This is a genomic window from Acidimicrobiales bacterium (assembly GCA_016716005.1).
GTDB lineage: Bacteria > Actinomycetota > Acidimicrobiia > Acidimicrobiales > JADJXE01 > JADJXE01.
Genome location: JADJXE010000001.1, coordinates 1 through 20,547 on the forward strand (window position 1 = coordinate 1; position 20,547 = coordinate 20,547).

The following is a 20,547-nucleotide window of genomic DNA, read 5'->3' on the forward strand; positions in this document are numbered from 1 at the left end:
AAGGCGCCGAGATCACCGCCGCCGAGATCGCCGGCGGCGAGGCGGCGGTGGACGAGCTGACCGAGCATGAGACCGTCCCGATCGACGGCGACAGGATGGGCGTCGGGTCGCGAACCGATCGGGCCGGTGGCGAACGCCGCCGGTGACCCGGCAGTGAGAGCGAGATGGCTTGGGCGGAGAGGTCGAGCGTGGTGGTAGGCGTCGACGACCCCGCCTCACCGACGGTGTTGCACGCCGCGGCGGATCTCGCCGCCGCGCTCGCCGCTCCGCTCGTCGTCGTGCACGTCGAGGAGCGCAACTGGCTGGTCGACTCCAACGTGGCGGCCGGTGCAGGCGCGGGCGCGGGAGCGCATGCGCTGGCGGCGGCCGAGGTCGCGGATCGATGCCACCTGGACTGCGAGGTGACCCTGGCGGGACACCCGGTCGTGTGGTCGTTCGAGCTGCGGGTGGGCGATCCGGCGGCCGAGCTGGCGGCCGCATCGGCCCACCATGGCGCCGAGCTGGTCGTCGTCGGGGGGCGCCGCCGCCGCAACCACGGTCCGCACCTTAGGAAGGCGACGACGCTCGACCGGCTCCTCGATCGCGCCGGGGTCCCCGTGGTGGTGGTCCCGCCGCCGCGCTGACGGTGCAGGCGGCGGCCCGACGGTGCCCCCGGGTGATCAAGAGAGGGCGTGGCGGGCGACGAGGTCGGCACCGCGGCGGGTGTTCTCGTGCAGGACGAAGTGACCGCCGGGCAGCGTGACGAGCGCGGCGCCGGCTCGTTCGGCCTGGGCGGCGAAGATGTCGGGCAGGAAGGTGTGCTCGCCGGCGACGATCGTGGTGGGACAGGTCAGGTCGGGGAGGTGGTCCCAGGCGTGGGCGGCCCGCCGTCGGCGGCTGAGACCTCGAAGATCGTGGCTTCGATCTCGGGCCGGCACGCGAGGTGCACACCGCTGGCGTCGACGGTGGTTCCCCACCGGATGTAGGCGTCGAGGGCTTCGGGGGCGAGCTGCGTCAGCGGCTGCTTGCCGGAGTAGGTGGCGTTCATCTCGGCCTGGGAGGCGAAGCTTGGGCGTCGACGGCGGGCCGCGGCAGCCATGGGGTTCTCGGTGTGGTGTGGAAAGGCGTCGGCGGGAAAGGCGACGGGTTCGGCGAGCAGCAGGCGGGTCCACCGCTGGGGGTCGAGGCGATGCACGAGGATCGCGACGGCACCGCCGAGGGATCCGCCGACGCCGGCGACCGTGGGGAGGTCGAGGTGGTCGAGGACCTCGAGGACGTCGATGGCGAGGTTCTCGAATCGGTAGGCGCCGGGGTGGTCGGGCGCGGTGCTGCCGCCGTGGCCGCGCAGGTCGAGGGCGATGGGGCGGGCGGCACGGACGAGCTGCCCGGCGATGGGCTCGTAGAGGCCGCCGCAGAACCCGTTGGGGTGGAGGAGCACGATGGGAGGGCCGGTGCCGCCCCAGTCGAGCACCCGGATGGTGATGCCGGCTTGGCCGGCGATGCGGCGGACCTCGGGCGGTCGAGCGATTCCCCCATGACGGTGTCTGCCCTCGGTCCGGGTGGCTAGGGGATGTCGTGGAGCGCAGCGGCGACGGGCTTCCACCGGGCGAGGTGCTGGGGGTCTTCGGTCCAGGCGATGGCACCGAAGTAGTTGACGACCCGGGTGGCGAGTCCGGCGTAGCGGTCGGCGATGGCGTCGGCGATGGTGGCCCAGGTTCCTTCGGTGACGAAGTGGCGGAGGATGTCGTCGGTGATGACGGCGGTCATCCCGGCGATGTCGCCGGCCTTCTGGCGTTCTCGGAGGGCGGCGGTGGTGCCCGTGTGGCCGAGGTCGTCGAAGATGAACGCGTAGTTGGGGGTGGACCCGTAGAAGGCGATTTGGGTGCGGGCGAGCTCGCGCCAGCGGTCGCGTTCGTCGGCGGTGTCGCCGACGACGAGGAAGGCGGGGACGATGATCTCGAAGTCGTCGAGGTGGCGGCCGGCGAGCTGCGCGCCGGCGGCGAGCTGCGGTGCGACGGTGTCGGTGAGGTAGGTGCGGGTGTTGAGGGGGTGGACGTGGACCCCGTCGGCGACCCGGCCCGCGAGGCGCAGCATCCACGGGTTGACCGCGGCGAGGTCGATGGGCGGGTCCGGCGCGCTGATGGGCCCGGGCGACCAGATGGGCGGCAGGAGCGTCAGTTCGTAGTGGTCGCTGTGGTAGTCGAGGGGGGAGGCGCCGCGGAAGGCGGCGAAGCAGGCTCGGACGGCGGCGATGTAGTCGCGCATGCGCGGGCCGGGAGGGTCGAAGGGGGCGTTGTAGCGGCGTTCGATGTGGGCGCGGACCTGGGTGCCGAGACCGAGCCGGAACCGGCCGTCGGTGGCATCCGCGAGCTCCCAGGCGATCTGGGCGGTGACCATGGGGCTGCGGGGGAAGGCCACGGCGATGCCGGTGAGCAGGTCGATGTCGGCGGCGAGGGCGGCGGCCGCGCACGACAGGTAGGCGGTGCGGCCGGCTTCGGTGATGACGAGCCCGGCGTGGCCGCTGTCGGCGGCGTGGCGGGCGAGCTGCTGGGCGGCGTGCAGCGGCATGCCGCCGGTCATGAGGTCGAGCTTCACGCCCAGTTCCTCATGCGGCGGTGAACGCGAAGGGCAGGGTGCGGGGGCCGCGGACCTGGCCGGCGGACCAGGTGACGGCGTCGGGGTCGGTGAGGGTGAACTCGGGGATGCGTTCGAGCCAGGTTTGGATGGCGACGCGCAGCTCCATGCGGGCGAGGTTGGAGCCGAGGCAGCGGTGGATGCCGACACCGAAGGCGAAGTGCCGGTTGGCTTCGCGGTCGAGGACGACGTTGTCGGGGCGGTCGAAGATCTCGGGGTCGCGGTTGCCGGACGGGAACGGGAGGAGCAGCCGGTCGCCGGTGCGCATGGGGCAACCGCCGATGTCGGTGTCGGCGACCACTTCACGGGCCATGGTGACGGGCGCGAACACCCGGAGGAACTCCTCGGTGGCGGAGTGGATGAGGTCGGGGTCGTGGGCGAGGCGGTGCCGGTCGTCGGGGTGGGTAGCGAGGTGCAGCAGCGAGGATCCGATGGCGGACCAGGTGGTGTCGATGCCGGCGAGGAGCAGCAGGATGCACGCGCCGAGGATCTCTTCGTCGGTGAGTTCCCGGCCGTCGGGCATGCGGGCATCGAGGAGGTGGGTGATGATGTCATCGCGGGGATCGGCGCGGTGGCGCTCAACGTGGCCAGCCAGGTAGCCGCCGATCTCGAAGATCGCTTCGAAGGTGGCGTCGCCGGCGACGGGGCTCTGTTCGATGAGGCGGTGGATCCAGTCCCGGAACTGGGCGTGATCGGCGTCGGGGATGCCGAGCATGCGGGTGATGACCTTGATGGGGACGTGCTGCGCGAAGTCCGTGGCGGCGTCGCAGCGTCCCGTGCCGATGAACCCGTCGATGAGCTCGTCGGCCATGGCTTTGGTGATGGGTTCGTAGGCGGCGACGACGGCGGGGGAGAACACTGGCAGGAGGAGCCGGCGGATGTCGGTGTGGTACGGCGGGTCCTCGGTGATCGGTGGCGCGTGGAACCCGAGGTCGTGGGGTGATTCGGCTCGGTCGGTGATCAGGATCGTCCGCGACGAGAAGTGGTGGTGGTCATGCGCGATGGCGGCGAGGTCGTCGTAGCGGGTGGGGATCCACACGCCGTGGTAGCGGTCGGTGTGCGCGATGGGGCACTCGGCGCGGAGTTGGTCGTAGACCCTGTGGGGGTCGGCCACGAAGTCTGGATCGAGGTGGTCGAAGTCGGTGGCGAAGTCGGTGACGGGTGTGGGGGGCATGGGGTCGTCCTTTGGCGTGCTTGAGGTACTGCTCATCAACATGGGATGGCGCCGCCGGTGATGCTCAGCGTTCCGTTGACGCGCGCCGATCACCCGCCCGCCGCACGGCGGACGCCCTCATCAGCGGAGAGTTGGAGCATCCCAGCAGACTGGCCCCGTACCGCGGAGGCGAGATCGGCGAGGGAGACGTCGAGGGTGACGCTGCCTCCCTGGACCGAGACCTCGCCGTTCTGAGAGAAGAACAACCCTCGAGAGACCGAAAGTTCGGTGGCGGTGAACCTGACGTTGGTGGTCGGTCTCCGCACCCTAGCTCTCACGCTCCCGATTGCCCGTCGCCTGACGAAGCGCCGGCGCCAGGTCCCCCCTCGCCGGTGGTGGCGAAGGGACCAACGACTGATGAGCAAGATGGTGCGCCGCGGCGGGGGGCGGGCGGGGGGGCCGGCGGCGGCGGCGGGGGGGGGGGTGGTTGCCCCGCGCGTGTCACGTCACGGTCCGCCGTTGCCGGCGCCCGGGAATCCTCGACGAGAGTCACCGAGTTCTCATTCCTCAACCACCAGAGCGTGCTCGGGGCAGTTCGCGGCGGCGAGGCGGGCGGCCGTCTCGAGGTCGGGGTCGATGTCGCCGGGAGGGGCGGTGGCGTAGCCGAGGTCGTCGATGTCGAACAGGACGGGGGCGAGCGCGTGGCAGCGGTTGTGGCCCTGGCAGCGCTCGGCGTCGACGATGACGTTCACGCCAGCGCTTCGGCAGGGGTGGAGGCGAGCGCGTCGAACTCGGCGGTGAGGCGGTCGCCGTCGGGGTGGGCGGCGAGCTCGGCGCGGACCTGGGCGAGGCGATAGGCGAGGATCCGATCGAAGCGGTCACCGGTCTGGTTGTCGAGCGCGGCCCGGGACGCGGCGACGACGAGGTCGGCGCCGGGGATCGTGCCGCCGTCGGTGGTGCGCACGGTCATGGTGGCCAGCTCGGCGAGCGCGCATTGGAGGTAGGCGACGTGGATGTCTTCGTCGATGCGGATGTGGTCGATCGTCTCGCGGGCGAAGGCGGCGTCGTGGCTGCATTCGGGGTCGCCGAGCACGTCGGACGCCCACGCAAAGGTGTGGTAGGCGAGCAGCTCGATGACGAGGATCTGGACCATGGCCCGCACGAGCAGCTGCAGTTCGGGGGCGACATCGTCGCGCATCCCGTCGAACATGCCGCCGACGCTGATCGCCTCGGGCGAAGGCTTCGCTGGTCCCTCGTAGCCCGGGGGCGGGGCGATGGGGAGGTTCTCGAACATGTCGATGGTGACGGGCGGATCGGCGAGTGCCGCGTCACGGACGGCGAACCACATCTGGTCGTGGCCGGCTTCGGGGCCGCGGCCGGCCTCGTCGTTGCCGTGCGCTTCGAGCAGACCGTCGAAGAGGTGCCCGAGGCACGTGTCGTCGATGGGTTCGACGATGAACTGGGTTAGGTCCATGGGCGGGATCAGCTTGATCCCGTCGTTGCCGAACCCCTCGACGACGCCGATCAGGGTGAGGATGCGGGTCATCGCACCGCTCGCGCCGTTGCGGAGCAGCATCTTGGCCTGATCGGTGTTGGGCACGAACGCTCTTTGGACCGCGTCGGCTTCGATGACGCGGGTCGGGTGCCCCTCGGCCGCGAGTTGCGCGGTCCAGGCCTCGATGGCGGGGACCCGGTGGACCGAGCGGGGCGGGAGGTAGGTGCGGTCGGGGCTGTAGCCGCCGTGGAGGAGCACGCCGTTGCGTTCGATGCGCTCGGCGTAGTCGGGGTCGGTGAGGAGCTCGTCGCGGCTGTACCGAAGCCGGGTGGTGGTCATCGCTTGCGTCCTTTGCTGGTTTGGGTCGGCGGCGCGAGGCCTTGGAGGAGCAGGTCGTCGAGTCGCGACGCCATGGCGTCGGGGTCGACGGGCTGGCCGGTGACCACGTAGTGGAGGCCGACCATGGTGACGGCACCGAAGATGGCCGACGCGGTCATCTCGTCATCGACGGCCCGCAGGGATCCGTCGGTCTCGCCGGCGTGCAGGAGCTTGCTCACCGGTTCGTGGAACGTCGCCCAGATCGCATCGGCGAGCTTCGGTATGCGGGTGATCCGACCCAGCTCCGTGAGCAGCACCGTGCACAGCTCGCGATGGTCGGCGAACAACCCGAGATAGGCCCGGACGACATCGTGGAGGCGGGCTCGGGCCGGCTGGTCGCGGTCGAGGATGTGGCCGATCTCGACCGACAGGTCGCGCATGAGCCGCTCGAGCAGCCAGGCGAGGATCTCCTCTTTGGAGGAGAAGTGGTAGTAGAGCGTCGGGCGGGGGATGCCGGTGGCTTCGACGATGTCGTCCATGCGGGTGCCGTCGAGACCCCGGGCCGCGAACACCGCCGAGGCGGCCGGGAGCGCGGCGGCGATGTTGTCGGTGACCTCTCTCATCGGACCTCGATCATGTCGTCGCGGCGGCTGTCGGCGTCAGAGCGACGTTGAGGTGGTTGACGCCGCGCAGGATCAGCGTGCCCCGCCATTCGGGGGTCGTGTCGAGCCACCGGATGTCGGCGAAGCGACGGATGAGCCGGTCGAAGACGACCTTGCCTTCGAGCCGGGCCAGGTTGGCGCCGAGGCAGTAGTGGATCCCGGCGGCGAAGCTGAGCGGGTGGTTCGGGTGCCGGGTCACGTCGAAGCGGTCGGGGTCCGGGAACACCGCGGGATCGCGGTTGGCGGCGCCGAGGAACGTCACGACGGTCTCTCCTTCGTGATGGTGTGCCCGTCGATCTCGACGGGTTCGAACGCGGTGCGGGCGTCGACCTGCACGGGGCTCTCGTAGCGCAGCATCTCCTCGACCGCGGACCCGACCAGGGCGGGGTCGGCGCGCATGCGGTCGAGCTCGCCGGGGTTGCGCAGCAGGCACAGCAGCCCGTTGCCGATGAGGTTGGTGGTGGTCTCGAACCCTGCGGAGAACAACAGGATGAGGGTGGCAACCATCTCGTCCTCCGTCAGGCGGTCCTCGCCGTCGCGGGCGACGATGAGAGCTGAGACAAGGTCGTGCTCGAGGTCCTTGCGGCGCCGGGCGATGAGGTGCCGGAAGTAGTCGTCCATGGCGGCCATGGCGTGCTCGGCGGCGTCGAGCTGTTCCTCGGTGACGCCTGGTTCGAGGGCGGCGGCCGCGTTGCGCACGAGGACTCGGAACTGGTCACGGTCCGACGGTGGGACGCCGACGAGCTCGCCGATGACCTGCACCGGCAGCCGGAACGCCAGGGCGTCCATCACGTCGACCTCGCCCGCTTCGGCCATCCGCTCGACGATCACGTCGGCCATGTGGCCGATGTGGGCCTCGAGCTCCTGCACCCGCTTGGGGGTGAACCCCCGCGACACCAAGGCCCGCAGCCGGGTGTGGTCGGGCGGGTTCACGAACAGCATCGAGTTGCCCATGAAGCTCTGCTCGCGGGGCGGCAATCCCGGGTTGAACAGCATCCGGCGGTCACTGGTCAGGTCGCCCTTGCCGAACCGGTGGTCGCGCAGCACGAAGTTGCAGTCCGCCCACCGGGTCAGGAACCACACCGGGCCCAGCTCGCTGCGATGCACCGGCGCCAGCTCCCGCAGCTTGCGGTAGCGGGGGTAGGGGTCGGCCCGACCCTCGGGAGTGAGGAGGTCTCCATCACGATCCCATCCGGCGTGGTCTGCGTGAATCCGGCCTCTGGGTCGGTCGGGGTGTCGGTGTGGGTCACAGTGGTGCCTTTCAGGTCGCGACGTAGCGGGTCGGGGATCCCAGGTCGATCACCACGTCGCCGTCGGCGACGAGCAGATCGACGTGGCCGAGCACCTCCGAGATGGCGAGCAGGATCTCGAAGCCGTCGATGTGGGGGAACACCGCCCGCGACAGCTCGTAGGCGGTCGGTTCGACCAGCCGGGAGATGTGGGCGTGGATCTCCTCGGCCCGGCGCTCGTGGTGGGCTCGCGTGGCGGTCACGAGCGCACCCACCGACGTGAAGGCCGGACCGTGCCCCGGGAGCACGACCTGGGGATCGAGGGCTTCGAACCGGTCGAGGGAGCCGAGGTAGTCGACGAGGCTGCGGCGCCGCAGCAGGTCGCTGTCGCCGTCGAGCTCGACGAGGGGGTTGGGAGTGATCGCCGGCAACAGGTGATCGCCCGAGAGCAACCGCGACGAGACAGGCTCCCACAGCGACAGGTGGCCGGCGGCGTGGCCCGGCGTGACCAGCGCCTGCAGCGTCCGCCCGCCCAGCCACAGGATGTCGCCGTCGTCGACGGGGATGACCCGGGACTCGTCGATGTCGTGCAGCCACTCCCGGACCGCCCCGTAGAACGTCGGGAACACGCCGAGCAGGTCCTCGGGGATCCCGAAGGACCGGATCAGCTCGTAGAGCTGGTCCCGGTCGCGGTTCTCCAAAAGCTTCGGCACCTCGGCACGACCGGCGTAGATCGGTGCGTCCGCCTGCTCGGCGAGCCAGCCGGCGGTGCCGTAGTGGTCGGGATGGGCGGGTCACCACCACCGCCTCGACGTCGGCGCACCGAAAGCCGACCTTGGCGAGCTCGGCGGTCAACGTCGCCATCGCTGTCGGCGTAGAGCATGCCCGGGTCGATGACCGTGACCGGGCCGTCGAGAAGGACGTAGCAGTTCACCGGCCCCACCGGGAACGGGGTCGGCAATTCGAAGCCCCGCACCGACGCGGGGAGATGCCCAAGCACCGGTACCAGCGGCTCACGCACCAGGAAACCTCCGCACGGCACCATAGTGACGGCATTTAGACACGATGTCTAGAGACATGTTGGATGCGGCGGCGACCGTGGCGGGTCATCGGCCTGTGGGTCCTCGCAACTGCGAGCGTGTTCGGCGCGGCGGCCCAGTGGGGTGCGGCGTCGAGTGACAGCATCGAGATCCCCGGCACCGAGTCCCAACGGGCGATCGACCTGCTCGAGGAGCGCTACCCCGACGCAGCCGGCGGGCGCGCTCGGGTGGTCTTCGCCACCGACGCCGGCCGGGTCACCGACCCGCAGTTCCGGTCAGGCGCCCAGGGCACCCTGGACCAGATCCGGGCCCTGCCCCGGGTCCGGCAGGTGATCGACCCCTTCGGCCCCGCCGGCGGGTTCCTCGTCTCGCCGGACGGGCGGATCGCGTTCGCCGAGATCGTGTACGCCGTGACCGCCCGCGAGGTCGGCGTCGACGGCGTCGATGCCCTCACCGCCACCGCCGGTCCCGCCCGCGACGCCGGTCTCGATGTTGCGTTCGGCGGCCCCGTCGTCGAGCGGATCGGACCCGACGACACCCACGCCTCCGAGCTCATCGGACTCGCAGTCGCGGTGATCGTCCTCGCCGTCGCGTTCGGATCGGTCACGGCGATGGCGTTGCCGATGTGCACGTCACTCGTCGGCCTGGGCGTCGGTCTCGCGCTCATGCGCCTCCTCGGCGGGTTCGTCGAGGTCACCTCCGTCGCGCCGATCCTCGGATCGATGATCGGCATCGCGGTCGGCATCGACTACTCGCTGTTCATCGTCACCCGACACCGACAGCAACTCGCCGAAGGCATTGAGGTCGACGAGTCCGTCGCGCGAGCCCTCGCCACCTCCGGCCAAGCCGTCGTGTTCGCCGGCGTGACGGTCATGATCGCCATCTTGGGCCTCGCGCTCATCGGCATCCCCCTTGTCGCCGCGCTCGGCTACGCCGTCTCACTCATGGTCGCGATCGCGGTCCTCGTCGCCATCACCCTCCTCCCCGCGTTGCTCGGCCTCGTCGGCACGCGCATCGACCGCCTCCGCGTCCCCGGCGTGCAACTCCGCTACGAGAGCGACCACCACACCTCCCGGTCCACCTCGGCCCGATGGGCCCGCCTCGTCACCCGCCGACCCTGGCCGTTCCTCGCAGCCGGCTCCGTGCTCCTCGTCGCACTGGCGGTTCCCGCGGCCCGCCTCGAGCTGGGCTGGCCCGACGCCGGCAACCAGCCCCCCGACGCCACCGCCCGCCACGCGCTATGACCTGCTCGCCGAGGGTTCGGCCAAGGTTTCAACGGGCCCGCTGCTCATCGCCGTCGACCTCACCGGGACCGGTGACGCCGACCCGGCGCCCTCGGCGACATCACCGCCGCGATCGCCGCCACACCCGGCGTCGGATTCGCGACGCCCGCCCAGACCAACTCGGCCGGCGACACCGCCGTCATCCAGGCCATCCCCACCACGAGCCCCCAGGACCACGCCACCGAAGAGCTCGTCGACCGGCTCCGCACCCAGACCGTGCCCCCGCTCGAAGCCGGCACCGGCACGACCATCGAGGTCACCGGGACCACGGCCGCGTTCATCGACATCGCCAAACGCCTGTCGGAGCGACTCGTCATCTTCATCGGCGGGGTCGTCGTCCTGTCTTTCGTGCTGCTCACCGCCGTGTTCCGTTCCCCGCTCGTGGCCCTCAAGGCCGCGCTGGTCAACCTGTTGGGCATCGCGGCCGCCTACGGCGTCCTCGTCGCCGTCTTCCAATGGGGATGGGGCCTCGGCGCCGTCGGCCTCGACGAGACCGTCCCCATCATCTCGTTCCTCCCGATGATGATGTTCGCCATCCTCTTCGGGCTGTCCATGGACTACGAGGTGTTCATCCTCTCCCGGGTCCGCGAGGACTGGGTCGCGACCGGCGACGCCACCGGCAGCGTCATCCACGGCATCGCCGTGTCTGCCCGGGTCATCACCGCCGCCGCGCTCATCATGATCAGCGTCTTCGCGTCCTTCGTGCTCGGCGACACCCCCGAGATCAAGATGTTCGGCTTCGGTCTCGCCGTCGCCGTCGCCCTCGACGCCACCGTCATCCGCATGGTCGTCGTCCCCGCCACCATGACCCTCCTCGGGTCCCGTAACTGGTGGCTACCCGGATGGCTCGACCGCGCCCTGCCCCGCCTCGACATCGAAGGCGACAGCGCCCTCCGCCCACCCCTGCCCCCTCCACCACTTGCCCGAAGACGACACCGACCAGCTCCTCCACAAGGAACCCGACCCATGAACCTCGATGAGACCCTCGACGAGCTCGACGCCCGCACCCGCATGGCCACCGCACTGCAACGCCTCGGCCACAGCCTTCTCGGGCACCGCGTCGACATCGACCTCGCCGACCGGATCACAGCGACCGCCGACAGCCTCATAGCCGAGGTGCAGACGCGACCCACCCGCGACCGGACCGCCGAAATGGCCGCCAACCCCCGGTTCACCGCGCTCCTCAGCGGCGGCCGGCTCGAACCCATCGGCGCCGACGGCAAACCTATGGACCTGTTCCGCGACTCGATCGTGTCCGGCCGCACCAACCCGATGGGCATCGGACTCGAGGTAAGCCGCGAAGGCGACACCGTCACCGCCACCACCACGCTCGGCCCCGCCTTCGAAGGCGCCCCCGGCCGAGCCCACGGCGGCATCGTCGCCGCCATCCTCGACGAGACCATGGGCTACGTCCTTCCGATCATCGGTGAGCTCGCCTACACCGCCAACCTCAACATCGACTACGTCGCCCCCGCCCTCCACCAGCAGCTGCGAGTCACCGCGTCGCTGCGAGACCGCGCCGACCGCAAGCTCTGGATCGAAGCCCACGGCGAGTCCGACCAGGGCACCTTCGTCCGCGCCGAAGCCCTCTTCCTCGCCGTCGACCTCACCAAGTTCGCCAACGACCCCACCAACTGAACGAGCCCATCATGCCGAACCCCGTCACCCCCGACCGCTATGACGCCGACACCGCCGCCGCCATGATGGCCCCGACGGGCCAACTCGACGGGTTGCCGACCTACCTCGGCATCCGCACCACCCACGTCGGTCCCGCCGTCATGACCGCCGAGCTCGACGTGCGCCCCGAACTGCTGAACCCCTTCGGCACCCTCCACGGCGGCGTCGTCTCCGCCCTCGTCGACCACGTCCTCGGTGCCGTGCTGTACCCCGTCATCGACCGGGGGCGATGGGCCGCAACCACCGAGTTCAAGCTCAACCTCCTGGCCGCAGTCCGCGACGGCACCCTCACTGCACGCTCGACCATCGTGTCGCTCACGCGCCGCACCGCCGTCGTCCAGGTCGAAGTCGACAACGACGGACGACCCTGCGGCCTCGCCCAAGGTACGGTGCTGATCGCAGAACCCCGACAGCCCTGAGGTCGACCGCTACCGGCGAGACCTGTCCGGGTGCATGGCAGCGGCCAAGAACCAGTCGACCACCGACTCCACGAACCCGCGGTCGAGGGCCGCGTCGCCTTCGAAGAGATAGCCGAACAGCACCGGTCCCACCAACTGGGCAACGGCGACTCAGGTTCCAGGTCCCTTGGCGGCTCCCGGCACTCGCCACGACGACGCCGCCGTCACGATCTCGTCGAGCACCCGGGCGCCGTCGGCGCGCATCGACCGATTCAGGTCCGCGAGCTCGGCGTCGTCGCGAGCCTGCTGGCCGATCGCGATCATCATGCGCCCGAGTCCCGAGGTCGTCAGCGCAGCCTGGAACGCTTCCATCTCGGCGATCAGGTCCTCACGCAGGTCGCCCGCCGGGGTGGTGTGCAGCAGCCGCACCTCCTCGCCGATCAGGTCCCGCAGCAGATCCAGGCGCTGGGGCCAGTGCCGGTAGAGGGTCGTGCGGGCATACCCACTGCGCTCTGCGACCCGACTGACCGTCACCCGTTCCCACCCCTCCTCGAGCAGCACCGCACGGGCTGCAGCGAGCACATCTCGCCGCGTTCGCACCACCCGCGGGTCCATCCTGAGGCCAGTCACCATGACACGACCCTACCTGACCGGCCTCTAGAGGACGGAACTGTCCTCTAGTACACAGCATGTCCTAGAGTCCACGGGTCGACTTCCGCGACAAGGAGATCCTGCTGACCATCGCCAAACGGCGGATCCGTCCGGATGCGGTGACCTGCCGGAGGGCCAGCACGATCCGGTCGAACACGACGTCGTGGTCGAGAACGCCGGTCGGCGCAGGCTCATCCTCGCTGCCATGTGTGTCGCGCTCGTCGCCGTCGTCGCCTCGGTCTCGGGCCTCAACGTCGCACAGCAGGCCCTCGCCCAGGACCTGGGGGCCACCCAGAGCCAGTTGCTGTGGATCATCAACGGCTACACGCTCGCGCTGGCCGCGCTGCTCCTGCCGGTCGGGGCCATCGGTGACCGGTGGGGTCGCAAGCCCATCCTGATGATCGGACTGGTCGCATTCGCGGCCACCAATCTCGCCTCCGCGTTCGCGACAGAGCCAACAATGCTCATCGGATTGCGGGTCCTCGCGGGTGTGGCTGCCGCCATGGTCATGCCCGTGACCCTCTCGGTCATCACCACCAGCTTCCCCCGCGAAGAACAAGCCAAAGCTATCGGCACCTGGGCCGGCTTCGCCGGCGCCGGCGGCATCATCGGCCTGTTCGTCTCCGCGGCGATCATCGACAACGCCACCTGGCCGTGGGTCTTCGCGCTTCCCATCGCCCTCGCTGCGGTCTCCTTCGCCCTCACCGCCGCATTCGTCCCTCACTCCGTCGAGCACACCGAAGCCGGCTTCGACGTCGCCGGATCCCTGCTGTCGGTCGTCGCCGTCGGCGGGCTCGTGCTCGCCTTCCACGAAGGACCCGAAAAAGGCTGGACCGCCACGATCACCCTCGCAGCGATCGTCGCCGGTCTCGCCGCGACCGTCGCGTTCGTCGCCGTCGAGCTCCGCCGCGACCACCCGCTGCTCGACGTGCGGATCTTCGCCCTCCGGGGGCTCGCCGCGGGCTCGGTGAACCTCTTCGTGGTCTTCGCCGTGATGTTCTCCCTGTTCCTGGTGCTCGTGCAGTACCTCCAAGCCATCCTCGGCTACTCCGCCCTCAAAGCTGCGTCGGGACTCCTGCCGATGGCGGTCATGATGATGCCCCTCTCCACCATCGCCCCGACCATCGCCGAGCGGTTCGGGTTCCGCCGAACCCTCGTGACGGGCATGCTCGCGATGGCCACGGGCCTGGTCGTGTTCGCCGTACTCGCCGACCCCCAGGGCGGCTACCTCACTGTGCTCCCCGGCACCCTCATCCTCGGCGCCGGCGTCGGCCTCGCGATGAGCCCGTCCACCGCGGCGATCACCTCGTCACTACCCGAGGAGAAGCAAGGCGTCGCCTCATCGCTCAACGACACAGTCCGCGAGATGGGCGGCGCCGTCGGCATCGCCCTCATCGGATCCGTCCTCAACTCCGCCTACCAGGCCAACATCGAACCCGCCACCGCAGCCCTGCCGCCCGACGTCGCGAACCCCGTCAGCGAAGGCATCGGCGGTGCGCTCGCCGCCGCCGGCCAAATGGGCCCGACGGCGCAACCCTCATCGATGCCGCCCGCCAATCCTTCGTCGATGCCATGATGCCCGCCCTGCTCCTCGCCGCCGCGGTCTGCGCCGCCGCCGCGCTCTTCACCGCCATCCGCGGACCCAAGACTGCCGCCGAAGCCGAGCCCCGTCTCCACACGCCCGAACCACAGGACAACAGCGGGGAACCGTGACCCTCCGGCGCTTCGTGTGGCCTTGGGTGCACCACAAGCTCGAAGGCGCCGGGCCCATCATCGACGACGCCGTCATCGTCCCCAACACCCCCATCGACGAAGTACGAGCCTTCGTCGACACCCCCGTCAAGCTGGCCGCCTGGTTCGGCGCCACCTTCGATGCTGACGATGCGACTCACGATCGCTCGCGTCCCGGACGTGCTCACCGTCGGGTGGATCACCACCGATCTCATCGACCACGGCCGCTGTCTCTGCGATCGGCTACGGCACCGAAGTCTGGACCCACATCGACCTTCCCTGCCGGACACCACAAGCGGTCGTCGGACTCCTGACCTCTGTCCTTCGCTGCGGCAACCGCCACCTTCGCGACGAGCTCGGCACCTGACAGATCGCAACCTCGGTCATCGGGCTCCGCCAACCAGGCAACACACGCGCCTGCCGATCAACTCTGACCTCGACGCGCTCAGGTCAGGACGACACCAAGCGCCGAGACCGGGGCAAGCCCAGCCAGCGGCGCAAGAGGTCCTCGATGCTGATGTGCCGAGCGGCCCGCTACTCGACCCTGGACGGCGACGCCTGTATCGCCCTGTCCGAACCGGCGTCGGGCCAGTCCCCCAGTGAAGGCAACAACCCAGTGACCGCCAGCGGGCACGAGGATGCGCGACGACTCCCGCCACGCTGACGCTCCTGCAAGCGGAGTTCGCTACTCTGCCTCGTAGCTGCCAGGCCGGAATGCGCGTGGGGTAATGGTGCAAGTCCCCCCTCCGACACCAGGGCTCACCTGCGGAAACGCTGTGGTGGAGGCGGCCATCGACCAGGTGAACACGGAGCACCCCGACCTGCTCCTGGACCTGGCCGTCGACGCCTACATGGGCTCCCACAAGGTCACCACGGACCGGGCCTGAGCAGCGTCAGGCGACGGCGGCACGGAAGGCGCTGAAGATGTCGGGGAGGGCTCGTGCAGCTCCCAGGTGATCTGCATGGGACGCTCCGAGCGGTGGTCAACGTAGCGCCCTCGACCCGCGAAGTAGGGGCGAGTCCGGCCGCTGACGTCGGTGCGGCTGGACCGGACCAACAGCACCACGTTGGTGCCTCGCCTCGTGGTTGATGTACCGCTGGCCCATGGCGCTGGCCGTCGCCGTGGTCGACTGCGACCCCAGTGGAACAAGCGGTCGCTGATGGCGTAGTCGCGGTAGCGGGTGGTGGGGGAGTAGTGCTTCTCGGTCTTCTGAGGGTGATGAAGAACAGATCGGTCTGGCTGGGTTCGTGCCAGTAGACGCCCGTCTGGAGCGGGAGAGGCGTCGTCACCGTGGAGGCACCGAATCCGCGAGCACCTCCTCGCGGGTGTAGGGGCATGGACCTGGAGCGGCAACCGGTTGCAGCAGGCCGAGCGGGGCGTGGAGGCGGGTGACCTGGTCCTCGAGGAGTGGCAGCAGCTCCCGCAGCTCGGCCCGCAGTTCGTCGGGACCAGGTGTCGGGTGGCTTCGTCGACGGAGGTGAACTCGCCTTCTTCGGACCGAGCAGCGTTAGCAGCAGGCCGTGGAGTTGGCGGGCTTGGCGCTCTTCGATGTCCTGTCCCGAGATCGGCTCGTGCGTGCCGAGAAGCGCGGTGTAGGTCTCGATGCGGTCGAGGTCGTCCACGTGCAGCAGGCGTGCGAGTCCACGGCCGAGGCGATCTTCGCCATCCGCTGCAGGGGTCTCGAGGACGCCGGCGGCTCGGCGCATCTCGGTGAAGGAATGGCCGCCCTGGTAGACGTCGTCGCGTTCGAGGCCCGTCTCGTGGAGATAGGTGGGGAGCGATACGTCGCCGAGCTCTCGCAGCTCTCGCACCCGCTCGGGCCACCGGGTGGGAAGGGCGGTGCGGATGTTGTCGAGCACGATCGTCTTGGCGACAGGATCGAGCTTCACCTGGCAACCGGCGGGGAGGTAGGGGAAGTCCTCGGCAACATCGCTTCGATCTCGACGGGTTCGGCCGAGCATCCGGCGGTAGCGAAGGTCGAAGCGGAACGACTTCGTCTGGTGGCCAACGAAGTCGAGGACCGTGAGTACGTTTTGCCGTGGCTCCGCCGCAGGCCACGACCCAGCTGTTGGAGGAACACCGTCGCGCTCTCGGTCGGCCGGAGCATGAGCACCGCGTCGACAGCGGGAACGTCGATGCCCTCGTTGAACAGGTCGACCGAGAACAGGATCTGAACATCGCCCGACGCCAGCGCCCGCAAGGCATCGTCACGTTCGCTGGCGGGACTGTTGGCGGACACGGCACGAGACGTGATGCCAGCTCGGTTGAAGCGGTGGCGAGGAACTCGCAGTGGGCAATGCTCACCCGAAGCCGAGGGCCGGCATGCGCTGGGGTCGCCCACCCAGCACCGCGGCGAGCACCTTTGCAACCCACAGGTCGTCGCCGGTGTACACGTTGGTCAGCTCCGTGGCGTCGTAGCCGCGCCTCGTCGCCAGGTGATGCGGCGGAGGTCGGTGCCGTCATGGATGCCGTAGTAGTGGAACGGCGACAGCAGGTCCTGCTCCAGCGCATCCCACAACCGCAGTTCGACCGCCATGCGACCGTCGAACCACCGGAGGATGTCGAGAGAGTCCGTGCGCTCCGGTGTTGCGGTCAGCCCCAGAAGGTGGGCCGGGCGGAGGTGGTCGAGGAGCGTCGTGTAGGTGGTGGCGGCGGCGTGGTGGAACTCGTCGACGATCACAACGTCGAACTGCTCGGGGTCGAGCGCCTCCAGGTCACCGGCCGACAGCGACTGGATCGAGGCGAAGACGTGCTCCCAGTGCTGCGGCCTCGCCATCGACCCAGAGCGCCCCCGAGGCTTCCATCCTGGAGCACGTGGCGGAACGTGGTTCGGGACGTCTCGAGGATCTCCTTGCGGTGCGCGACGAACAACAGCCGGGATCGGTCGAGCCGGCGCGGAGCTGGCGGTAGTCGAGCGCGGCGACCATGGTCTTTGCGTGCCGGTCGCCGCGACGACCAGGTTGTGATGTCGGCCTCGGCGGCGCTCGACCTCGAGCTGTTCGAGGATCTGTCGCTGGAAGGGGTACGGCTCGATGGTGAACGGCGTGGCGATGGAGTCATCGACTTCCCTCGCCGTCGCCGGCGAACTGGGCGGCGTCGAAGGGCTCCGAAGTGGGGATCGGCCCAGTAGGTCTCGAAGACCCGGTCGAAGCCCCTCGATCAGGTCGGGATTGCGGCGCTCGGATGCCCGGACATTTCCACTCGCGCCCCGTGACCTGCGCCCGAGAACGTCAGGTTGGACGATCCGATGTACACCGTCGAGAACCCGGTGGCCCGGTGAAAGCACCACGCCTTGGCATGGAGCCGAGTACTGGCCGTGTCGTACGAGACCTTCACCTCGGCGCCGACGTCGGCCAGGGCCTGCAACGCTTGCAGCTCGGTGCTCCCGGTGTAGGTGGTGGTGATCACCCGCAACGGCTTGCCGGCATCGGTGTGCCGGCGGAGCGCAGGCAACAGATCGCGCACGCCGGTCCACCGGATGAAGGCCAGCACGAGATCGATCCGATCGGCGGACTCGATCTCCGCCACGATCTCCCGGCCGACCGTCGGCTGGTCGCGGGCGTTCGTCATCAGCACCGTGTCTCGCAGCGGCGTGAGCGGGCGCGGGATGGTCAGGGGCTCGCCGGTTGGTGCCAACGGCTCGACGGCGAGGAGGCGCTGCAGCTCCGGGCCGAGGCGCGAACCTGACCCGTCATCCGCACCGTGGCGATCGATCAGGAGATCCAACACCTCGGTGGCCAACGCAACTGCGGTGTCGTGGCGGTCCGCCGGCGATGCGGCGCGGACCGCATCCCGGACCCACTCGGCGATGATCTCGGCGATGCGGTCCGGTAGCTCGGCCGGCTCGATCTCATCGAGCTTGGCCCGCAACCGCCTCGCGTCGAGCTCGCCAATCTGTTCGATCAGCTCCTGGCTGAGGAGGGTGTCGTACAGCCCCGGCTGTAGCTCGTCCGCCCCCTGGCCCTCCATCCCCCGATTCTGGCCCAACGCTGGCGCAATGGACCGAGACTCGAGAGCATGACGCCATGCCTCACCCGGACCGCCATGAGGTTCCGCTGACCAGTGACGAGATCGGGCTCATCATCGAGGCGTTGGACAGCCATGAGTACTGGCAGTTGAGCGACCCCACCTGGAGGCACAGCGGTGCAGTGATCCTGCCCAGCGACGACGAGTCGTTCTGGGCGGAGCGGTCCTCCCCGAGTGGCGAGGAGCTCGACTCGATCACCGAGATCGAGCGGTGCCGCGCCCTGGCCGACCGACTCCACGAGCGGCTTCGCCTTCTTGCTGCGGATGGGTGAGGGCGCCGGGCACCAGACGCTGACGACCGAGTCATGATTCCGCCTGGCCGGCACGCTCGATGATCTTCCTCCCGAGGTGGTCGTCACTGAGGTCGAGGAGCAGGTCCAGGTACTCGACGCCGACTTCGTCGATCCGGTGCTCGACCTCGGGGTCGTCGTGACCAGCGTCGATGTCGTGGAGGACCCCGCCGTCGGCGTCGAGCACCCGCTGGATCCTGAGCGTGAAGATCCAGTCCTCGTTCATCTCGCCCTCAGTCTCGAGGGCGTCGGCGCCCGGGAGCACATCGGCGACGATGGCGAGCGCCATCTCGACGAGCAGCGGAACCAGATCCGCGACGGCCACGGAATGTCGCTCACTCGCCGCATCGAAGGCCGCGATCAACTCCGGACTCGGCATCTTGGCCTCCTCGGGGCAGGGCGTCACTCGAAGGTACCGAGGCCCGGTGACAGGAACGCCCGTCGTCGTGGCGGCTGGATCGGCCTTCGCCCCGATCTAGCGTCGGAGCCATGCCGACTCCGCCCGGCCAACCCGTCATCGACTGCACGATCGAGCTGCGCGAGGTCGCGCCACGCGTCTGGCGCCGACTGCTGGTGCCCGCGAGCGTTCGGCTCGACAAGCTCCACCGCATGTTCCAGGCGGCGATGGGCTGGGAGGACTGCCACCTCCACGCGTTCGAGATCGGCGGCGAGCGCTACGGGATGCAGTTCGACGAGTACCCCGACGGGGAGCTGCAGGAGAAGGACTTCACCGTCGTCACCGCAATCGGGACGAACGAGCGCTTCACCTACGACTACGACTTCGGCGACTCCTGGGAGCACGAGATCACCGTCCACCGCGTGTGGCGGATGCCGAAGGGCCTGAGATTCGCCGTCTGCCTCGACGGTGCCAACGCCTGCCCGCCCGAGGACGTCGGTGGCTCGTGGGGCTACGAGCACCTCCTCGCGGTGCTCGTCGATCCCTCACACGAGGAGCACGAGCACCTGAGCCGGTGGGTCGGCGGTCCGTTCGACCCGACGGCCTTCGACCTCGCACTGGTCAACGCCCATCTTCAGGCCGTGCGCTGATGAGCGGGCTGTCGGCCGAACAACCAGGGGAGCCGTTCGGTTGGTAGCATGACGTCATGACGCGCAAGGCGACCACCGTTCGACTTCCCGAGGATCTCGCCAACACCGCTGAGGTCGTCGCCCGCGCTCGGGGGGTCAGCGTCAACCAGGTGATCCTCGACGCGCTCCAGGCCGAGGTCGACCGGGTGCGACAGGACGAGGAGTTCATGACCCTGCTGCACACCCTCGTCGAGCGGGACAAGGAGATCCTCGACCGCCTCGCCGAGTGAGGTACATGACCCTGGCCGAGGCGCTGGTGATCGCCGAGGCCGTCACAGGAATCGACGCCCGCACGCTCTCACGCGCATCACGGCTCGACCTGTTGGACTCGGCGCTGCATGCTCCTCAAGCGGGCTTCGGCGACGAGGAGTTCTATCCCTCGCTCGTCGAGGAGGCTGCCGTGCTCACCGTCCGCATCGCACGGAACCACCCGCTCCCCGACGGCAACAAGCGACTCGCCTGGCAGTCGCTCACGATCTTCCTCGCCCTCAACGGCCATCGCCTCGACGTCGCCACCGAGCACGCCGTGAACCTGATGGTCGCCGTCGCTGCGGGTGAGCTCGACGAGGCGGCGGTCGCAGAGTGGCTGGAGCGGCACGTCGAACCGATGCCGCCTGATGACAAGCGATGACAAGTGATGACAACGACGGCGTGTCGGAGGGGAGAGCGAGCCGGAGGCGCGCAGTCGAGTCGCGCGCCGGGCGTGTGCTCCTGCGTCCGACACCGCCGGCGCGGGGCCCTCCCCGACGGCCGACACACCCGCGGGCTTGTCATCACGTTGTCCGCGGAGGTCCAGGAAACAGGGTGATACGGACCGGTACGGGGTGTGACCCGTTGGCACGACGGTCTGAGGAATACCGCCTCTGACATGGACATACAGGCAGTATGAGTCCC

At 69.5% G+C, this 20,547-nt stretch carries 23 protein-coding genes and 1 pseudogene; 10 read left to right on the plus strand and 14 right to left on the minus strand.

From position 1 onward, the window contains the following. Both IPM45_00005 and IPM45_00010 read left to right on the plus strand, forming a co-directional pair. A partial coding sequence (locus IPM45_00005; protein ID MBK9177948.1) for a hypothetical protein occupies positions 1–146 on the plus strand: 146 nt, incomplete at its 5' end. A gap of 42 nt (positions 147–188) precedes the next feature. Then, complete coding sequence (locus IPM45_00010; protein MBK9177949.1) at positions 189–623, plus strand: universal stress protein; 435 nt, start codon at positions 189–191, stop codon at positions 621–623. A 206-nt stretch (positions 624–829) separates the two neighbouring features. Here the strand turns inward: IPM45_00010 and IPM45_00015 are convergent, their stop codons facing one another. The 9 genes and pseudogenes from IPM45_00015 to IPM45_00055 form a co-directional block, all read right to left on the minus strand. Beyond that, the gene (locus IPM45_00015; GenBank protein MBK9177950.1) at positions 830–1,450 is read right to left on the minus strand and encodes an alpha/beta hydrolase; all 621 of its coding nucleotides are present in this window, start codon (positions 1,448–1,450) and stop codon (positions 830–832) included. A gap of 92 nt (positions 1,451–1,542) precedes the next feature. Further along, complete coding sequence (locus IPM45_00020) at positions 1,543–2,559, minus strand: TIGR03617 family F420-dependent LLM class oxidoreductase (GenBank protein ID MBK9177951.1); 1,017 nt, start codon at positions 2,557–2,559, stop codon at positions 1,543–1,545. 25 nt (positions 2,560–2,584) lie between these two features. Further along, entirely contained in the window at positions 2,585–3,787 is a 1,203-nt protein-coding gene (locus IPM45_00025; GenBank protein ID MBK9177952.1) for a cytochrome P450, read from the minus strand. Positions 3,788–4,326: 539 nt separating this feature from the next. Next, positions 4,327–4,518, minus strand: coding sequence for a ferredoxin (locus tag IPM45_00030; GenBank protein ID MBK9177953.1), 192 nt, complete (start codon positions 4,516–4,518; stop codon positions 4,327–4,329). Further along, on the minus strand, positions 4,515–5,600 hold the full coding sequence (locus IPM45_00035; protein MBK9177954.1) for a hypothetical protein: 1,086 nt from the start codon (positions 5,598–5,600) through the stop codon (positions 4,515–4,517). Before IPM45_00035 ends, IPM45_00030 begins: the two co-directional genes overlap by 4 nt. Beyond that, entirely contained in the window at positions 5,597–6,202 is a 606-nt protein-coding gene (locus IPM45_00040; GenBank protein MBK9177955.1) for a TetR/AcrR family transcriptional regulator, read from the minus strand. Before IPM45_00040 ends, IPM45_00035 begins: the two co-directional genes overlap by 4 nt. Before the next feature lie 10 nt (positions 6,203–6,212). Further along, complete coding sequence (locus IPM45_00045; protein ID MBK9177956.1) at positions 6,213–6,503, minus strand: cytochrome P450; 291 nt, start codon at positions 6,501–6,503, stop codon at positions 6,213–6,215. Beyond that, positions 6,500–7,348, minus strand: coding sequence for a cytochrome P450 (locus IPM45_00050; GenBank protein ID MBK9177957.1), 849 nt, complete (start codon positions 7,346–7,348; stop codon positions 6,500–6,502). Before IPM45_00050 ends, IPM45_00045 begins: the two co-directional genes overlap by 4 nt. A gap of 154 nt (positions 7,349–7,502) precedes the next feature. Continuing rightward, positions 7,503–8,261 (minus strand): annotated as a pseudogene (locus IPM45_00055) (MBL fold metallo-hydrolase). A 293-nt stretch (positions 8,262–8,554) separates the two neighbouring features. On the opposite strand from IPM45_00055, the gene IPM45_00060 reads away from it, so the two are divergent. The 3 genes from IPM45_00060 to IPM45_00070 all read left to right on the plus strand — a co-directional run bounded on the left by IPM45_00060 (position 8,555) and on the right by IPM45_00070 (position 11,889). Beyond that, complete coding sequence (locus tag IPM45_00060) at positions 8,555–9,754, plus strand: MMPL family transporter (protein ID MBK9177958.1); 1,200 nt, start codon at positions 8,555–8,557, stop codon at positions 9,752–9,754. A 255-nt stretch (positions 9,755–10,009) separates the two neighbouring features. After that, the gene (locus tag IPM45_00065; protein MBK9177959.1) at positions 10,010–11,431 is read left to right on the plus strand and encodes an MMPL family transporter; all 1,422 of its coding nucleotides are present in this window, start codon (positions 10,010–10,012) and stop codon (positions 11,429–11,431) included. Positions 11,432–11,442: 11 nt separating this feature from the next. Continuing rightward, the gene (locus IPM45_00070; protein MBK9177960.1) at positions 11,443–11,889 is read left to right on the plus strand and encodes a PaaI family thioesterase; all 447 of its coding nucleotides are present in this window, start codon (positions 11,443–11,445) and stop codon (positions 11,887–11,889) included. Positions 11,890–12,039: 150 nt separating this feature from the next. Here IPM45_00070 and IPM45_00075 read toward each other — a convergent pair whose 3' ends face one another. Continuing rightward, complete coding sequence (locus IPM45_00075) at positions 12,040–12,429, minus strand: TetR/AcrR family transcriptional regulator (GenBank protein MBK9177961.1); 390 nt, start codon at positions 12,427–12,429, stop codon at positions 12,040–12,042. 253 nt (positions 12,430–12,682) lie between these two features. Here IPM45_00075 and IPM45_00080 point away from each other — a divergent pair, with 253 nt between their 5' ends. Next, positions 12,683–14,095, plus strand: a complete 1,413-nt coding sequence (locus tag IPM45_00080; protein ID MBK9177962.1) for an MFS transporter — start codon at positions 12,683–12,685, stop codon at positions 14,093–14,095. Between the two features lie 2,041 nt (positions 14,096–16,136). Here IPM45_00080 and IPM45_00085 read toward each other — a convergent pair. The 3 genes from IPM45_00085 to IPM45_00095 all read right to left on the minus strand — a co-directional run bounded on the left by IPM45_00085 (position 16,137) and on the right by IPM45_00095 (position 18,220). Next, a complete protein-coding gene (locus IPM45_00085) occupies positions 16,137–16,490 on the minus strand; it encodes a hypothetical protein (GenBank protein ID MBK9177963.1) in 354 nt (117 codons plus the stop codon). A 159-nt stretch (positions 16,491–16,649) separates the two neighbouring features. Then, positions 16,650–17,027, minus strand: coding sequence for a DEAD/DEAH box helicase family protein (locus tag IPM45_00090; protein ID MBK9177964.1), 378 nt, complete (start codon positions 17,025–17,027; stop codon positions 16,650–16,652). Between the two features lie 383 nt (positions 17,028–17,410). Further along, positions 17,411–18,220 carry a hypothetical protein gene (locus IPM45_00095; GenBank protein MBK9177965.1) on the minus strand — a complete coding sequence of 270 codons (810 nt, stop codon included), beginning with the start codon at positions 18,218–18,220 and terminating at the stop codon, positions 17,411–17,413. Between the two features lie 56 nt (positions 18,221–18,276). On the opposite strand from IPM45_00095, the gene IPM45_00100 reads away from it, so the two are divergent. Continuing rightward, positions 18,277–18,549, plus strand: a complete 273-nt coding sequence (locus IPM45_00100) for a hypothetical protein (GenBank protein ID MBK9177966.1) — start codon at positions 18,277–18,279, stop codon at positions 18,547–18,549. A 31-nt stretch (positions 18,550–18,580) separates the two neighbouring features. On the opposite strand, the gene IPM45_00105 is transcribed toward IPM45_00100, so the two are convergent. Further along, on the minus strand, positions 18,581–18,946 hold the full coding sequence (locus tag IPM45_00105; GenBank protein MBK9177967.1) for a hypothetical protein: 366 nt from the start codon (positions 18,944–18,946) through the stop codon (positions 18,581–18,583). Positions 18,947–19,056: 110 nt separating this feature from the next. Here IPM45_00105 and IPM45_00110 point away from each other — a divergent pair, with 110 nt between their 5' ends. Genes IPM45_00110 through IPM45_00120 form a run of 3 tightly spaced genes read left to right on the plus strand, consistent with a single transcriptional unit; the run spans position 19,057 to position 20,284 of the window. Next, entirely contained in the window at positions 19,057–19,614 is a 558-nt protein-coding gene (locus tag IPM45_00110) for a plasmid pRiA4b ORF-3 family protein (protein ID MBK9177968.1), read from the plus strand. Between the two features lie 56 nt (positions 19,615–19,670). After that, on the plus strand, positions 19,671–19,883 hold the full coding sequence (locus IPM45_00115; GenBank protein ID MBK9177969.1) for a ribbon-helix-helix protein, CopG family: 213 nt from the start codon (positions 19,671–19,673) through the stop codon (positions 19,881–19,883). After that, positions 19,880–20,284 carry a type II toxin-antitoxin system death-on-curing family toxin gene (locus tag IPM45_00120; GenBank protein MBK9177970.1) on the plus strand — a complete coding sequence of 135 codons (405 nt, stop codon included), beginning with the start codon at positions 19,880–19,882 and terminating at the stop codon, positions 20,282–20,284. The genes IPM45_00115 and IPM45_00120 overlap by 4 nt, the downstream gene beginning before the upstream one ends. Positions 20,285–20,547: the final 263 nt, after the last annotated feature.

Bases quoted from the DNA above. Each gene is read 5' to 3' on its own strand.
- IPM45_00020 (MBK9177951.1), bottom strand. From the start codon at position 2,559: ATGACCGGCGGCATGCCGCTGCACGCCGCCCAGCAGCTCGCCCGCCAC.
- IPM45_00025 (MBK9177952.1), bottom strand. From the start codon at position 3,787: ATGCCCCCCACACCCGTCACCGACTTCGCCACCGACTTCGACCACCTC.
- IPM45_00035 (MBK9177954.1), bottom strand. From the start codon at position 5,600: ATGACCACCACCCGGCTTCGGTACAGCCGCGACGAGCTCCTCACCGAC.
- IPM45_00040 (MBK9177955.1), bottom strand. From the start codon at position 6,202: ATGAGAGAGGTCACCGACAACATCGCCGCCGCGCTCCCGGCCGCCTCG.
- IPM45_00060 (MBK9177958.1), top strand. From the start codon at position 8,555: ATGCGGCGGCGACCGTGGCGGGTCATCGGCCTGTGGGTCCTCGCAACT.
- IPM45_00070 (MBK9177960.1), top strand. From the start codon at position 11,443: ATGCCGAACCCCGTCACCCCCGACCGCTATGACGCCGACACCGCCGCC.
- IPM45_00090 (MBK9177964.1), bottom strand. From the start codon at position 17,027: ATGGCGAGGCCGCAGCACTGGGAGCACGTCTTCGCCTCGATCCAGTCG.
- IPM45_00095 (MBK9177965.1), bottom strand. From the start codon at position 18,220: ATGGAGGGCCAGGGGGCGGACGAGCTACAGCCGGGGCTGTACGACACC.
- IPM45_00100 (MBK9177966.1), top strand. From the start codon at position 18,277: ATGCCTCACCCGGACCGCCATGAGGTTCCGCTGACCAGTGACGAGATC.
- IPM45_00105 (MBK9177967.1), bottom strand. From the start codon at position 18,946: ATGCCGAGTCCGGAGTTGATCGCGGCCTTCGATGCGGCGAGTGAGCGA.
- IPM45_00110 (MBK9177968.1), top strand. From the start codon at position 19,057: ATGCCGACTCCGCCCGGCCAACCCGTCATCGACTGCACGATCGAGCTG.
- IPM45_00115 (MBK9177969.1), top strand. From the start codon at position 19,671: ATGACGCGCAAGGCGACCACCGTTCGACTTCCCGAGGATCTCGCCAAC.